The sequence below is a fragment of the Turicibacter sp. T129 genome (assembly GCF_025594975.1).
Classification (GTDB): Bacteria; Bacillota_I; Bacilli_A; order MOL361; family Turicibacteraceae; genus Turicibacter; species Turicibacter bilis.
Genome location: NZ_JAMQUU010000018.1, coordinates 110,586 through 123,961, shown reverse-complemented (window position 1 = coordinate 123,961; position 13,376 = coordinate 110,586). Strand labels below are relative to the sequence as shown.

The 13,376-nt window shown below is 35.0% G+C and carries 12 protein-coding genes and 2 riboswitches; of the genes, 3 read left to right on the top strand and 9 right to left on the bottom strand.

Annotation, left to right across the window (positions count from 1 at the left end):
- Positions 1 to 59 precede the first annotated feature (59 nt).
- Positions 60 to 1,046 (bottom strand): AmmeMemoRadiSam system radical SAM enzyme, encoded by a 987-nt coding sequence (amrS, locus tag NEH75_RS03895; protein WP_055305508.1) that lies wholly within the window; start codon positions 1,044 to 1,046, stop codon positions 60 to 62.
- Positions 1,046 to 2,449 (bottom strand): AmmeMemoRadiSam system protein A, encoded by a 1,404-nt coding sequence (gene amrA / locus NEH75_RS03890; RefSeq protein WP_237257923.1) that lies wholly within the window; start codon positions 2,447 to 2,449, stop codon positions 1,046 to 1,048. Before amrA ends, amrS begins: the two co-directional genes overlap by 1 nt.
- 164 nt (positions 2,450 to 2,613) lie before the next feature.
- Between amrA and aspT the strand changes: the two genes are divergently transcribed.
- Positions 2,614 to 4,299 (top strand): aspartate-alanine antiporter, encoded by a 1,686-nt coding sequence (aspT, locus tag NEH75_RS03885; RefSeq protein WP_055305509.1) that lies wholly within the window; start codon positions 2,614 to 2,616, stop codon positions 4,297 to 4,299.
- Between the two features lie 37 nt (positions 4,300 to 4,336).
- Complete coding sequence (gene aspD, locus NEH75_RS03880) at positions 4,337 to 5,980, top strand: aspartate 4-decarboxylase (RefSeq protein ID WP_055305510.1); 1,644 nt, start codon at positions 4,337 to 4,339, stop codon at positions 5,978 to 5,980.
- A gap of 126 nt (positions 5,981 to 6,106) precedes the next feature.
- Here aspD and NEH75_RS03875 read toward each other — a convergent pair whose 3' ends face one another.
- The 7 genes from NEH75_RS03875 to NEH75_RS03845 form a co-directional block, all read right to left on the bottom strand.
- A complete protein-coding gene (locus tag NEH75_RS03875) occupies positions 6,107 to 6,559 on the bottom strand; it encodes a zinc ribbon domain-containing protein (protein WP_055243423.1) in 453 nt (150 codons plus the stop codon).
- 137 nt (positions 6,560 to 6,696) lie between these two features.
- Complete coding sequence (locus NEH75_RS03870; protein WP_055306030.1) at positions 6,697 to 7,884, bottom strand: M20 family metallopeptidase; 1,188 nt, start codon at positions 7,882 to 7,884, stop codon at positions 6,697 to 6,699.
- Positions 7,885 to 7,904: 20 nt separating this feature from the next.
- A complete protein-coding gene (locus NEH75_RS03865; RefSeq protein ID WP_055306034.1) occupies positions 7,905 to 8,720 on the bottom strand; it encodes a MetQ/NlpA family ABC transporter substrate-binding protein in 816 nt (271 codons plus the stop codon).
- Between the two features lie 34 nt (positions 8,721 to 8,754).
- A complete protein-coding gene (locus NEH75_RS03860; RefSeq protein ID WP_055275658.1) occupies positions 8,755 to 9,435 on the bottom strand; it encodes a methionine ABC transporter permease in 681 nt (226 codons plus the stop codon).
- On the bottom strand, positions 9,419 to 10,462 hold the full coding sequence (locus tag NEH75_RS03855) for a methionine ABC transporter ATP-binding protein (protein WP_055306031.1): 1,044 nt from the start codon (positions 10,460 to 10,462) through the stop codon (positions 9,419 to 9,421). The genes NEH75_RS03860 and NEH75_RS03855 overlap by 17 nt, the downstream gene beginning before the upstream one ends.
- 94 nt (positions 10,463 to 10,556) lie before the next feature.
- Positions 10,557 to 10,658: riboswitch (SAM riboswitch) on the bottom strand.
- 84 nt (positions 10,659 to 10,742) lie between these two features.
- Positions 10,743 to 10,845: riboswitch (SAM riboswitch) on the bottom strand.
- A gap of 105 nt (positions 10,846 to 10,950) precedes the next feature.
- On the bottom strand, positions 10,951 to 11,613 hold the full coding sequence (locus tag NEH75_RS03850) for a DUF6320 domain-containing protein (RefSeq protein ID WP_055306032.1): 663 nt from the start codon (positions 11,611 to 11,613) through the stop codon (positions 10,951 to 10,953).
- The gene (locus NEH75_RS03845; protein WP_262941087.1) at positions 11,597 to 12,892 is read right to left on the bottom strand and encodes a hypothetical protein; all 1,296 of its coding nucleotides are present in this window, start codon (positions 12,890 to 12,892) and stop codon (positions 11,597 to 11,599) included. The genes NEH75_RS03850 and NEH75_RS03845 overlap by 17 nt, the downstream gene beginning before the upstream one ends.
- Positions 12,893 to 13,232: 340 nt before the next feature.
- Here NEH75_RS03845 and NEH75_RS03840 point away from each other — a divergent pair, with 340 nt between their 5' ends.
- Positions 13,233 to 13,361 (top strand): hypothetical protein, encoded by a 129-nt coding sequence (locus NEH75_RS03840; protein ID WP_262941088.1) that lies wholly within the window; start codon positions 13,233 to 13,235, stop codon positions 13,359 to 13,361.
- Positions 13,362 to 13,376: the final 15 nt, after the last annotated feature.

Genomic DNA, 13,376 nt, shown 5'->3' with positions numbered 1-13,376 from the left:
CAGGAGATATTGTACATGGACTCTTAATTAAAGTCAAATTTCATGCATTGCTTTTAACATCATAGCTTAATGGGAATTGGTATGTGACAAGTTGGGCATTTTGACTCATGAATTAAACAACGTGTCTCATATTGATGTCGTTCAATTAAACGTTCATGACAATTCGGACAATAAGTGTTCGTATCAGCACCCGCAACGTTGCCGATATAGACATAATTTAGATATTTCTTAGCAACCGCCACAGCTTGAGCCATGATATCAACATTTGTAGCTTCATTTTTCATTTTATAACGGGGGAAATAACGACTTAAATGTAGCGGGATATCTGGATTAATGGACGCTAAAAACTGGGCAATTTGTTCTACTTCTTCTAAAGCATCAAATTCATCTGTGACTAATAACGTGGTAATTTCAATATGAATATAGTCATTAGCACGTCTAATCGTCTCTAGAACTGGATCTAGTTGAGCGCCGCAAATCTTTTGATAGTAACGATTTGAGTACCCCTTTAAATCAATATTCATTGCATCAACATAGGATAATAATTTCATTAAAGGTTCTTCATTAACGTAACCATTTGTGACAATAACAACACTCGTGTCAGGATTACGACGCTTTAACTCTTTTGCCGTATCATAAACGTATTCATACCACATTAGCGGCTCATTATACGTGTAAGCTATTCCTGCATTATTCTCAACCGAAGCTAAGGCCTCGCTTAATTCATCAATCGATAGTGTGTCTGTTTTAGGACGATGTTGAGAAATCTCATAGTTCTGACAAAAACTACAAGTCATATTACAACCAAAACTCCCAAGTGATAAAATATTTTTTCCTGGTTTAAAGTGATACAGTGGCTTTTTCTCAATGGGATCAACTGCTGCTGAGGTAACTTCGCCATAGTTGATAACCATTAGCTGATTATTTTGTACAGTTCGAACTCGGCATATTCCTGTTTTTCCTTCTGAAATCAGACATTTATGTGGACATATTAAACATTGAATACGATCTTGTTTTCGTTCAAAAAACGGAACGGGATAATCCACTATCGCTCACCTTCTTTATAACGAATCACTTCAAATTTTTCAATATCAAAATCTCCATCGGGATTAATGCCAGCTTTTTGACAAGCAATCGCTAATTGATCATCTACCGATTCGACTCCTTCTAAATTAGGTAAAAGTACCCCTTTACGCATGCCTTTACTTACAATCACACCATAACGTTTTGGGTCGAGTTCCTCAATACTTGCTGATGTTGGTGTCATAAGGACATCTACGGAGATTTGAATCTGTTTTAATTCTTCAAATCGAACAGGAATAAATCGCGGATCTTCCGTAGCTGCTGCAATCGCATTTCTAATAATTTCTGATGCAACACAATCCGTTGTTGGAAAGATGGTTCCAATGCATCCACGTAATTGTCCGTCTTTCTTTAAGGAGACAAAGACGCCGTGACGATGAGCCACCATAATTTCTGGTAATTCTTCCTTCGCAATCATTGTCTTAGTTTGTGTGAAATAATCCTCTAAACATTTTCTAGCTAATCGGACATACGGATTACTTCCTTTCGGTAACACTTCTGTCATACCTTGCTCCCTCCGTCCAATATATTTTAGTGCTTTGGTTCCAACACCGACTTCGTTAAATTTAACCACTCCATAGCCGACACCAAATGGACTTTGATAAGCGAGCACTTCTCCTTTTATCTCTTTTCCATCTAGTGCTCCCATTAATATTTTCGTCGATCTTAAACCGCACTCTGCAGCCTCTTCAATCATTTCACAATCTAACTCAAAAATATCTAATGGTTGAGAGGATGAAAGCTTGGCTAAAAACTGACGATCAAATTGTTCTCCGTACGGAGAATAAGCATAAGGTCCACTTGTACTTAACTTATGAGATAAATCTCCACTTGCAATCAGTATCGATTTACGATTAAGGTTTTGAGCTACTTGTTGAAGAAGCATCCCAAATTTATAAAGCATTCGATCACTTAAAGGAGCATAAGTAATATGAACTAATTTATAATTTTGATAATATTTATTCACAAAATATAAAGGAACCAATGTTCCATGATCCAGTTCAAAGGGACGTCCATAGGCTCGTAATAATTCTCGATCAACAGAGACAACAGGAACTTGTTCATCTTGGGATAGTTTAAGTAAAACCTCATTAAATTCCATATCAAGCTTTACATCCACCTTTATATCAAAACATTGAAATCGTCTAAAATCACCACTAATATCCTCTCCATCGGAAATGGAAATAGCATCTGAAAACATCGGTCCATGCGGAGTTACAATGATAATTGTCTCAGGTTCTTTAGTTGCAATTTCTTGTGCAATATCATAACAAGCTAAACTTGTTTGATATAACTTTAATTCTTCTCCTTTACCTATATTGGGAACAATTATTGGAGGATGCGGCATTAAATAGTAACCTTCCAAATCTCCACCTCATTTCTTTTTTTATCTTTAGTAGTTTATATCCTTTTACTATTCATATTCTTATCTAAGCAAGATAAAGTGCACTTTTAAAAAGTATAGGATAAAAACAAATGTTTAAAATAAGAAAGTGATGCTAAAAAATTTAAAAAAATGAGGTAATTATTATGACATGGTTCGTACATGCTCTCCAATCACATCCAGAGCTTGCCTTATTTTTAACATTGGCCATTGGATATGCAGTTGGAAAAATTCAAATCGGATCATTTAAAGTCGGATCCGTCACTGGTGTACTTATTACAGGTGTTATTATTGGACAATTAAATATTACGATTGACGACACTGTTAAGTCTGTGTTTTTCCTTCTTTTCTTATTTGCATTAGGGTATAATGCCGGACCTCAATTTTTTAAAGGATTAAAAAAAGAAGGAATTCCTCAAGTAATTTTTTCTGTTATCGTCTGTGTCATTGGTTTAATTTCTACGATTATAGTCGGAAAAATTCTCGGATACAACGCTGGTCAGGCCTCTGGTTTAGCTGCAGGCGCTTTAACTCAATCCGCAGTTATTGGTGTTGCACAAGATGCTATATCAAACTTAAGTATAGCTGCTAGTGATAAAAAATCAATGATGGATTTTGTGCCTGTAGGTTATGCCGTAACATATATCTTTGGAACGATTGGTTGTGCTTTTATTTTAGCCACTGTTGGACCAAAAATACTTGGTGTTGATCTTGAAGAAGAAAGTAAAAAGCTTGACAATATCTCAAAAGATAAACTTGAAAATAGCTTAGAAAATTCACGGGCGGGTGACTTAGACTATCGTGCATATATTATTAGTGACAAATATGTTGGACAATCAGTTTCAACGATTGAAAAAAAACTGGCACGAGATAGTATTCGTTTATTCCTTGTTCGAATTAAACGCGAAAATAAAGTGTTCAAGCCAGCCGGTGATGAGGTCATTCAAAAAAATGATCATGTCGCTTTCGCCTTTAAAGAACGAGATGTTGAAAAAATTAACTTATTAGATATTGGACAAGAAATCTCAGATTATCACTTAATTAACTTCCCAACAGAATCACTAGCTGTTTACGTTAAAAGTGATAAGGTTATTGGTAAATCAATTAAAGAAATTCGTCATCATACACTTACTCGAGGAGTATTTATTTCTAAACTTCAAAGTACTGGTGAAGAAGTACCTTACCAAAATGATACAATCGTCCAAAATCATGATGTTCTTACCTTAACTGGACCGGTAGATGAAGTTGAAGTACTGGCTTATCAATTAGGTCGTCCAGCGCGTAATTCTGATGAGACAGATATGATTTTTGTAGGCCTTGGGATTCTACTTGGTGGATTAATCGGGATTCCAGCTTTAATGATTGGAAAAGTAGGAATCAGTTTATCAACAAGTGGTGGGGCACTGATTATGGGATTAATCTTTGGACTACTTCACTCACGTCGTCCAACCATTGGTCGTATTCCCTCAAGTACTGCCTGGTTCTTAAGTAATGTAGGGCTAGCAGCATTCGTTGCTGTCGTTGGAATTAATGCTGGACCTGGTTTTGTTTCTGGATTAAAAACATCTGGAATTAGTTTCTTTTTAGCTGGTGTCATTGTAACTATCATTCCAACATTGGCAGGAATTTTATTAGGGAAATACGTCTTTAAGTTCAAGGCACCCATTACACTTGGTGCTACTGCAGGAGCGTTAACAACAACTGCTGCTATTGGAGCTATCTGTGAAAAGGCGAAAAGTAATGCCCCTGTACTTGGATACACTGTCCCATACGCGGTTGGTAACATTTTATTAACCGTTTGGGGTTCCATCGTCATTATCTTCTTCTCCTAATTTGAAAATAGCTTGAACATTTGAAAGGAAGTTTTATATGACAACACACGAAGAAAATAGACGTAGAAAAATTCAAGATATGATTAAGAAAGTTGAAAGCTTAAGTCCATTCGAATTAAAAGATGAACTGATTAAAATGGCTAAAAAATCAGAACAAAAGGGTGTCCGCATGATGTTAAATGCTGGACGTGGTAATCCAAACTGGACAGCTGCTACTCCTCGTCAGGCATTCTTTACCTTTGGACAATTCGCCGTGGAAGAAACCCAACGAACATGGTCTGATAAAGATTTAGCGGGAATGCCAGAGAAAGCAGGAATTTATGAACGTTTCTTAGTATATACAAAGCATAATTCCAATGCTCCTGGTATTGAGTTATTAAAAGATATTATTGACTATGGAATTAAGGAGCATGATTTTGACCCTGATAGTTGGGTATTCGAATTAACAGATGCTATTATTGGTGACAATTATCCAGTTCCTGATCGTATGCTAATTCATACTGAAAAAGTAGTTAAGGACTATGTCATTAAAGAGATGGGAGGTGACCCTAAAACAGCAACTCATGATTTATATGCAGTTGAAGGTGGAACTGCTGCTATGTGCTATATCTTTGATTCATTAATCGCCAACCGTATTTTATCACCAGGTGATAAAATTGCTCTGTTTGTTCCAATCTTTACACCTTATGTCGAAATTGCAAACTTACCTCGCTATCATTTCGACATTGTTAAAATCTATGCTTCTGAGGTTAATGAAAGTGGACGCCATACGTGGCAATATCCTAAAGAACAGCTAGATAAATTAGCAGATACTAAAATTAAATTAGCCTGCGTCGTTAATCCAAGTAATCCACCCTCAGTGGCAATCAATGAAGAGTCTATGTTCTACTTGAAACATATTGTTGAATCTAAAAATCCAGATTTAATGATTGTTACCGACGATGTTTATGGGACATTCGCAGATAAGTTTCAATCTTTAATGTGTTCAATGCCTTACAATACACTAGGCGTTTATTCTTACTCAAAATACTTTGGTGTAACAGGTTGGCGTCTTGGCGTCATTGCCTTAGCAAAAGATAATGTCTACAATCATTTAATCGAGCAATTACCCGAGGACGCAAAAGATATTTTAAGAGAACGTTATGGTGCTTTAACAACTGATCCAGATCATATTCCATTTATCGACCGTATTGTAGCAGATAGCCGTCAAGTCGCACTTAACCATACGGCCGGATTATCGACCCCACAACAAGTACAGATGGCATTTTTCTCAATCTTTGCTTTACTAGATAAAAATGATACGTATAAAAATCAAACAAAAGAAATTTGTCGTCGTCGTAAACAGTTATTACATACTTACCTTGATGAACTGACCTTAGAAGAAAATCCTTATAGTACGTCATACTATGACGAAATTGATTTACTGGTTTGGGCAAAACTTAAATATGGTGAGGAATTCGTTGAATACCTTAAAGAGGAACGAAATTCATTAGAGTTCTTATTTGAATTAGCTGATCGTTACAGTATTGTCTTATTAAATGGTAGTGGATTTGAAGGACCATCTTGGTCAATTCGTGTTTCATTAGCTAACTTAAAAGATGAAGAATATGCTGAAATCGGTAAAGCTATTAATGAATTATTCGCTAAATACGCAGAAGATTGGAACGCATTTAAATGGTAATCACTATACAGAACTGATTTCTAAAGTTGCTTTTATAAACCAAAGGTTTTCATTATGTAAAAACTTATCTCCCTCTAGATAGATAATTATAAAAAAGCTGTTGATTTAAACATCAACAGCTTTTTCTTATAGTAACTTTCCACATTTAATACATGTCGTTGCATGCCCTCCATTTTCCATTCCGCATTCCGGGCAAATGGTCGAAACAATGGTTTCTCGTTCATCATTTAATTTACTTCCACACGTTTGACAAAACGTTGATGAAATCGGCATTTCCGTTTTACACTTCTCACATCGCTTAATCCCTTTTAACTCGTTTAACATCACTTCATATCGATCAATAGTCTGTAAACATCCACCTATTCCTTGGCAAATATCCGTATATACTAACTCCGGATTATTCTTATGCATCTGATAATAAAGTTGTCCCAACTTCATATATAATTTATTCAGTTTCTTCTCTTCCTCAGCGATTTGCGAATTAATTTTTGTCATCTCAGCTAGTTCTTTCGTTTTTTTCATCGCATCTTGTCCTGTTTGAGAAACTTTCTTTCCAAGTCCTTCAAAAAATGAATTCATTTCTTCTCCTCCTATCCCAACAGCTTTGATTAAATTACTTCATTATATTCACTAATCATCACTTTATGTTTTATTCCGCAAAATAACAATGATAAAAACAAGAAAACACATAGATTGCTCTATGCGTTTGTCTTTGACTATTCAGCTTTTAACAATGCAAACTCATCTTTAATTTCTTTTAATTTTTGAGAATCTAACAGTAACTCTAAACTAATACGTGCTAAAATTTCAGCACTATCTAAAACCGCTTGATCACCTCTTTTAGAAGCCGCCGCCTCTTTGAACTCTTTAGTATGACCAGCAACATGAGGTTCACAAATTTTAAGTGATGGATGAATCGTTGGAACCACTTGACTCACATTTCCTGCATCTGTTGAACCACGTGAAGCATTCGGATCAAGTTCCTCTACTTCTAGTCCAAGGTCAGTCGCCACTTTTGTAAATAATTCATTAAACTTTGGATAAACAATTAAATCTTCCACAATATTTTGATAAGTCGTATATTTTAATTCACATCCCGTCGATAAAGCTGCTCCTTCTGCTGCTTTAATCACACGTTCAGTCACTTCTTCGCAAACTTGAATCGTATTAGCACGAATATAGAATCTTGCTTTTGTATATTCAGGAATAATATTTGGTGCATCCCCACCATGTGTAATAATTCCATGAATACGAACATCTGGTGTCAATTGTTGACGAAGTGCATTTACTGCATTGTAGAACACAATCATCGCATCTAAGGCATTAATTCCTTTCTCTGGACATCCCGCTGCATGAGCTGGTCGTCCAAAGAATTCAAACTCAATTGGATGATTAGCAAGAGAAGGTCCAGTAATAGTCGTCTTGCTACCTGGATGAATCATCATACAAACATCAACGTCCTTAAATAATCCTTCGCGAACAAATGATCCTTTTGCACTTCCGTTATCTCCCCCTTCTTCAGCAGGCGTTCCAAATACAACGACTTCCCCACCCGTTTCTTCAATCACTTGAGCTAATGCACAACCGGCTGCTACACTACTAGCCCCGATAATATTATGTCCGCATCCATGACCAAGTCCAGCTAAAGCATCATATTCAGCTAAAATCCCAATAATCGGACCTAGTTTAGAGGATGCTTTACGAGCCACAAATCCTGTTTCATGACCTGCCACATTCACAGTAACATCGAATCCGGCTTGGCGTAATGTCTCACTTAATAACTCACAGGCAAAATATTCTTCGTTTGAACTCTCAGGACGTTCATGAATTTGATGACTAATCTGAATAAAATCTTCTCGACGTTTATTTAAATAATCTTGTACTTTAATAATTTTTTGTTCCATGATAATCTCCCCCTATACTCTTATTCAAAAACTGGAATACTTGCCCCTTTATATTCCTCTTCAATTGCTTTTTTCGTTTCCTCTGTTTGATAAACTTCCACTAATCTTTTTAATGTTGGATTATCTTTATCCTCCGTACGAGCCGCAATAATATTATAATAATTTACAACAGACTCACTTTCTGTATTTTCAATATAGATAGAATCATTTAAAGGTGATAAGTTAGCTTGTACGGCAACTCCATTATTAATAACTGCAATTTCTGCATCAGCTAATGAAAGTGGTAATTGTTGTGCGACTAATTCAACAACTTCAAGATTCTTAGGATTTTCAACAATATCCTTTACAGTTGGTGTAATTCCAACTTCATCCGCTAATTTAATTAAACCCGCATCTTGTAATAATAATAAGGCGCGTCCTCCATTTGATGCATCATTTGGAATTAAAACAGTTGAATCATCTGGTAACTCATTTAAGTCAGAAATTTTTGATGAATAGATTCCCATTGGAGCTAAAACCGTATAGCCAATTGATGTTAAATCTAAATTATGATCGTTAATAAATTGTTCGAAAAACGCAATAGTTTGGAAAGAGTTTGCATCAATTTCGCCATCAGCTAATGCTTGATTCGGTAAATTATAATCACTAAATGTTACAAATTGTAAATCAATCCCTTCATCTGCTAAACGTGATTGAACGCTTTTCCAAATCTGATTCACTTCTCCATTGATCCCTAATTTAATGACATTGTCAGCATCTTCAGGTTGCCCACCACATGCTACTAATAAAATTCCTAAACAAATCGTTGTTACAATACTTAATAATTTCTTTTTCATTTCTATCTCTCCCTTTGATTTTTTTCTTTGTTCATTAATGACTGAACTTTCGTTCAAGTGCTTCCCCAACACTTTGAACGATTGAAACTAAAATGATAATAATAATGACCGTTACTACCATAATATCTCCCTTATAGTACTGATACCCATAACGAATAGCGAAGTCTCCTAAACCTCCACCACCGACATTTCCAGCAATGGCCGAAAATCCAATTAAGCTAACCGTCGTAATCGTTAGTCCATAAATAATTCCACCTAGCCCTTCTCGAAGTAGGACACGATAAATAATTTCAAATGGCGTTGATCCCATTGCCTTTGCAGCTTCAATCACACCAGGATCCACATTTAATAAGGCTGATTCTACTTGTCTAGCAACAAATGGCGCAGTTCCTACCACTAAAGGAACGATTGCCCCTTTTAATCCAATCGATGTTCCGACAATTGCTCGAGTTAATGGCATAATAAATGCTAATAAAATAATAAATGGAATCGAGCGAAAAACATTAATGAACTTCCCCACTATCAGATTAACTGCTTTTTGTTCTAACAAATGTCCCGGTCTTGTCACGACTAAAACAACTCCAATGGGTAAACCAATTAACACAGCAAACAATCCCGAGATGACCACCATCAATAATGTATCCCATAGCGCTTGAATTAACTCTGGAAAATACGCTACGACATTCGGACAAATTTGATTAAGCAACTGATTCATTCTTTAACACCTCCACCTGAATATCTGAGTTTTCTAAATAGTTAATCGCACTAAAGATTTCTTCTTTGTTACCATGGAAGCTAACAATCAAATGACCAATCGGGGTCTTTTGAATAATCTCAATGCTTCCAAATAAAATACTTGCCTCTACATTAAATTGCTTTGATAACTTCGAAATAAAGGCATGTCCTGTTTGCTGACCAACAAATGAGATTTTAACTAGCTTCTCTAAGTGACTCAGTTCTTCTAGTGGTGCTCTTTCTGCTAATAACTCAAAGATTTTCTCATCTTGGAATAATGAGGACACAAAATCTTTTGTAATCTCTGATTGTGGATTTGAAAAGACACTAACAATATTTCCTTGTTCAATAATACGGCCCTTCTCCATGACCGCAACTTTATGACAAATCTCTTTAACCACTTCCATTTGATGCGTAATTAACACAATCGTTAATCCTAACTCTTTATTAATTTCTTTAAGAAGTTTTAAAATCGACTTTGTCGTCTGTGGATCAAGTGCAGATGTTGCCTCGTCGCATAATAGAACTTGAGGATCATTAGCCAATGCTCGTGCAATGGCCACACGTTGCTTTTGTCCCCCACTTAATTGGGAAGGATACACATCTGCTTTATCCTCTAGACCCACTAAATTCAAAAGACGTAGTACTTTTTCCTTCTTTTCTTCTTTACTAATTTTTTGACCTTTTAACGGATAAGCAACGTTATCAAAAACAGTTCGTGTCTTTAATAAATTGAAGTGCTGAAAAATCATCCCAATTTTGTGACGAGCTAATCTTAATTCTTTGGGCGATAATTGATTTAGCACTTGACGATTAACAATCACTTCACCTTCAGTTGGAACTTCTAAAAAATTTAAACATCGAATTAAAGTACTCTTGCCTGCACCACTATATCCAATAATCCCAAAAATTTCACCAGCTTCTACTGTCAAATTAACCTCTTTAACCGCTTCAACAATCTTCCCCTTTAGCGAAAAAGTTTTACTCACATTCTTCAGTTCAATCATATTGACTCTCCTTTCTTGCTGTTTCCAAAATAAAAACGGACTCCTTATGCTGATGAAAGAAGTCCGTTCAAATCTAAATAAATTCTCACTCACTCCCTCATCTTTCAGAATAGCTCTGTCGGATTTAGCACCTTTGTACATTGTACTGGTTGCTGAAGCTTCATCGGGCCTGTCCCTCCACTTCTCTCGATAAGGATTATTATTTAATTAAAAAAACTAAGGATTCCTTCTGAGAAATCAGAAGAACACCTTAGTTTAAAATCAGCATACTAACCTGTTCTCCTCATCTCTCAGAATAGTTCTGTCGGATTTAGCACCACTGTACATCTGTACTGGTTGCTGAAGCTTCATCGGGCCTGTCCCTCCACTTCTCTTTATAAGGAATCACGATTCAATTGGAATTATTTAACTTATGGATACTATAACATCTATTTTTCTATTTGTAAATCATTTCTTACATAATTTGTATTTTTTATCAAAAATATTAATTAATAATGAAATTTTTTCTTCAACTCATGAATCATCTGACGATCTGCAAAGAAGAATAAACCGACACAAGTAATGATCGTATAATAACTTCCAATAATAGCAATTTGACGAAACAGAATGACTTGGAAATAAATCATCGCCAAAATCACAATTCCCATCAATCCAAACATCAATTGATAAATAACTAAATCCGTAAATCGCTTTGAATTAAGAAGAATCATGACAGTAATTATAGTTGTTCCAGCCATTAACCCCAGCGGGAAAATAATCTCTAAAGACCACCCACTATATCCCAAAAAATAATCAATAATGATTGATAAAGCCGATATTCCAATAACCTGTGTTAAAATATTTGGACCAATATTTCTTTTCACACGTGATCCTAAAATAGCACTAATAGTTAAGTAAAGTGTTGCAGCTGTAATAATGAATACCCAATTCCATTGAAAATCTTGAAAAATCCCACTGATAAATGAGAAGGAGATAATCATCATCGCTAAAAAAATAATGGATTTTCGAATAGAAAAACGGCGTTTTTTTGCAAATTGCTCTGGATAATCTCGTTCAATTTCAAATTCAACCGACTCCAGTGATTGCCCACAAAGTGGACAGTTATTCAATTGATTTTGTACTTTCATCTGACATTTAGAACAATATTTCATGATTAAATTCCTCATTACAAGAGATTGTTATATCAATCCCGTATTTTTTTAAAAATCTGAAAAAGTATCTTTGAATATCTGTTTCCTCTAAAGAAGAAGTAAATGTTAAAACGAATTGATCATTACAAGAAATAACACCACAACGAATCGGTTGATGAGGTGTCACAGGAATCATCATTCGCATTTCCTCAACATATGGAGCTAATGATTCAGGTAAGACGACACGCCCTAAATTTGATAACGTTGTTGTAACTCCTTTGTCCGCTTCATGATAAATATGACGCATCACCATGTTCTTAATTCCTAGTGGCACGAAACGAATCATCATGTTTTTTTGAGCACTGACATTATCATTAATTTTTCGATTAACAACTTCTGGCTTTTTTCCCTCATTCAATTGGTTTGAAACGTCTTTTAATAAGTCATCAAAGCTTAAGTCAGGACCTGGTGTAATCGTCACATTAACATTTGAAAAGAAATTTCTTAACGTATGTGAACCAAATCTCCCTCTTAAATCAATAGGAACCGTGACAATAATAGGATGAAGATCCTGATTAAATTTATAATTTTGTTCATAGATCGCATAAATCAAAATTGAACATAGCAAGCTGGATACGGTCACTTCATATTGCTTTGCGATACGAACGACCTGTTTAGCAGACATAATCCCATGAATGACCTTTAATTCTTGAGGACGTTTTTTAATACCTGTTATTTTATATGCTACAGTTGTTTTCGGTATGACTTTTGATTGAGCTTCACTTTTTACCTTTAAAAAACTGTCTTCATCCATCGCAGGTAAAGATGAATGATCTCCACCTATCACAATGGATTCCGTCGCTAATTCTGGATATAAACGTTTGAGATAATGATAAATGATAACCTTTAAAAACTGAGTGGCTCCTGCACCATCTGCCAGCGCATGAAAGACTTCTAAATGAATCATTTTCTCATAATAAGTAATGCTAAATAAATAATTATTATTTGTAAATTTCGTCATTTTAGAACAAGGATATGTATATTCTTTTCGGATACGAGGCTTTTGTAAGTTCATATCAAAGTAATACCAAAAAAATCCATTACGTAAACGTACACTAAAGGAAGGCATCTCAATTAACGCTGCCCTCACCGCTTCTGATAAAAGGTCAACTTGAATCATATCTTTCATCTTGACAGATAAACGAAATACATTCGTTGCCTTCGAACTAGAAACAAGGGCATATAACTTCGCTACATTATCTAATTTACTCCAATAAAACGTTTGAAAATTCTCATTCATACCTCATCTTCCTTACTGTTTCAATATTAACGATAAAACTATACTTCACTTATCATACACTAACACACACATGAAATCTAGCTATTGAGAGTAAAGTTTAATGATACCTCTTCTTTTCTTATTTTTACTTATCTTTCAGTTTAATATTTTTAAACTTTTTTCGGAACTTTTTATTGATTTATGCTTTAAAATGGTATATGATACATTTCATGACGTAAATAAAACTTAAAAAATAGATTTAACTATTTTTTTTATGAGAGTAATTTTTTTTAGTTTTTTTACACAAAGTTTATAATTACTAAACTTATAGCAAAAAAATAGATTGGAGAGATGCAACGAAATGAAAAAACTAATATTCACCTCACTTCTAATGGCATTAGGAGTTGTAACAGCTTGTCAAAATAATCCAACCACTGATGGTTCAAATCATGCTGTAACAATAGAAAAAACAAAACCTGATTTCATTTAAGGTGAAGATTTTGAT

Coding starts and splice junctions, on each gene's coding strand:
- aspT (WP_055305509.1), top strand. CDS start 2,614: ATGACATGGTTCGTACATGCTCTCCAATCACATCCAGAGCTTGCCTTA.
- aspD (WP_055305510.1), top strand. CDS start 4,337: ATGACAACACACGAAGAAAATAGACGTAGAAAAATTCAAGATATGATT.
- NEH75_RS03875 (WP_055243423.1), bottom strand. CDS start 6,559: ATGAATTCATTTTTTGAAGGACTTGGAAAGAAAGTTTCTCAAACAGGA.
- NEH75_RS03870 (WP_055306030.1), bottom strand. CDS start 7,884: ATGGAACAAAAAATTATTAAAGTACAAGATTATTTAAATAAACGTCGA.
- NEH75_RS03865 (WP_055306034.1), bottom strand. CDS start 8,720: ATGAAAAAGAAATTATTAAGTATTGTAACAACGATTTGTTTAGGAATT.
- NEH75_RS03860 (WP_055275658.1), bottom strand. CDS start 9,435: ATGAATCAGTTGCTTAATCAAATTTGTCCGAATGTCGTAGCGTATTTT.
- NEH75_RS03855 (WP_055306031.1), bottom strand. CDS start 10,462: ATGATTGAACTGAAGAATGTGAGTAAAACTTTTTCGCTAAAGGGGAAG.
- NEH75_RS03850 (WP_055306032.1), bottom strand. CDS start 11,613: ATGAAATATTGTTCTAAATGTCAGATGAAAGTACAAAATCAATTGAAT.
- NEH75_RS03845 (WP_262941087.1), bottom strand. CDS start 12,892: ATGAATGAGAATTTTCAAACGTTTTATTGGAGTAAATTAGATAATGTA.
- NEH75_RS03840 (WP_262941088.1), top strand. CDS start 13,233: ATGAAAAAACTAATATTCACCTCACTTCTAATGGCATTAGGAGTTGTA.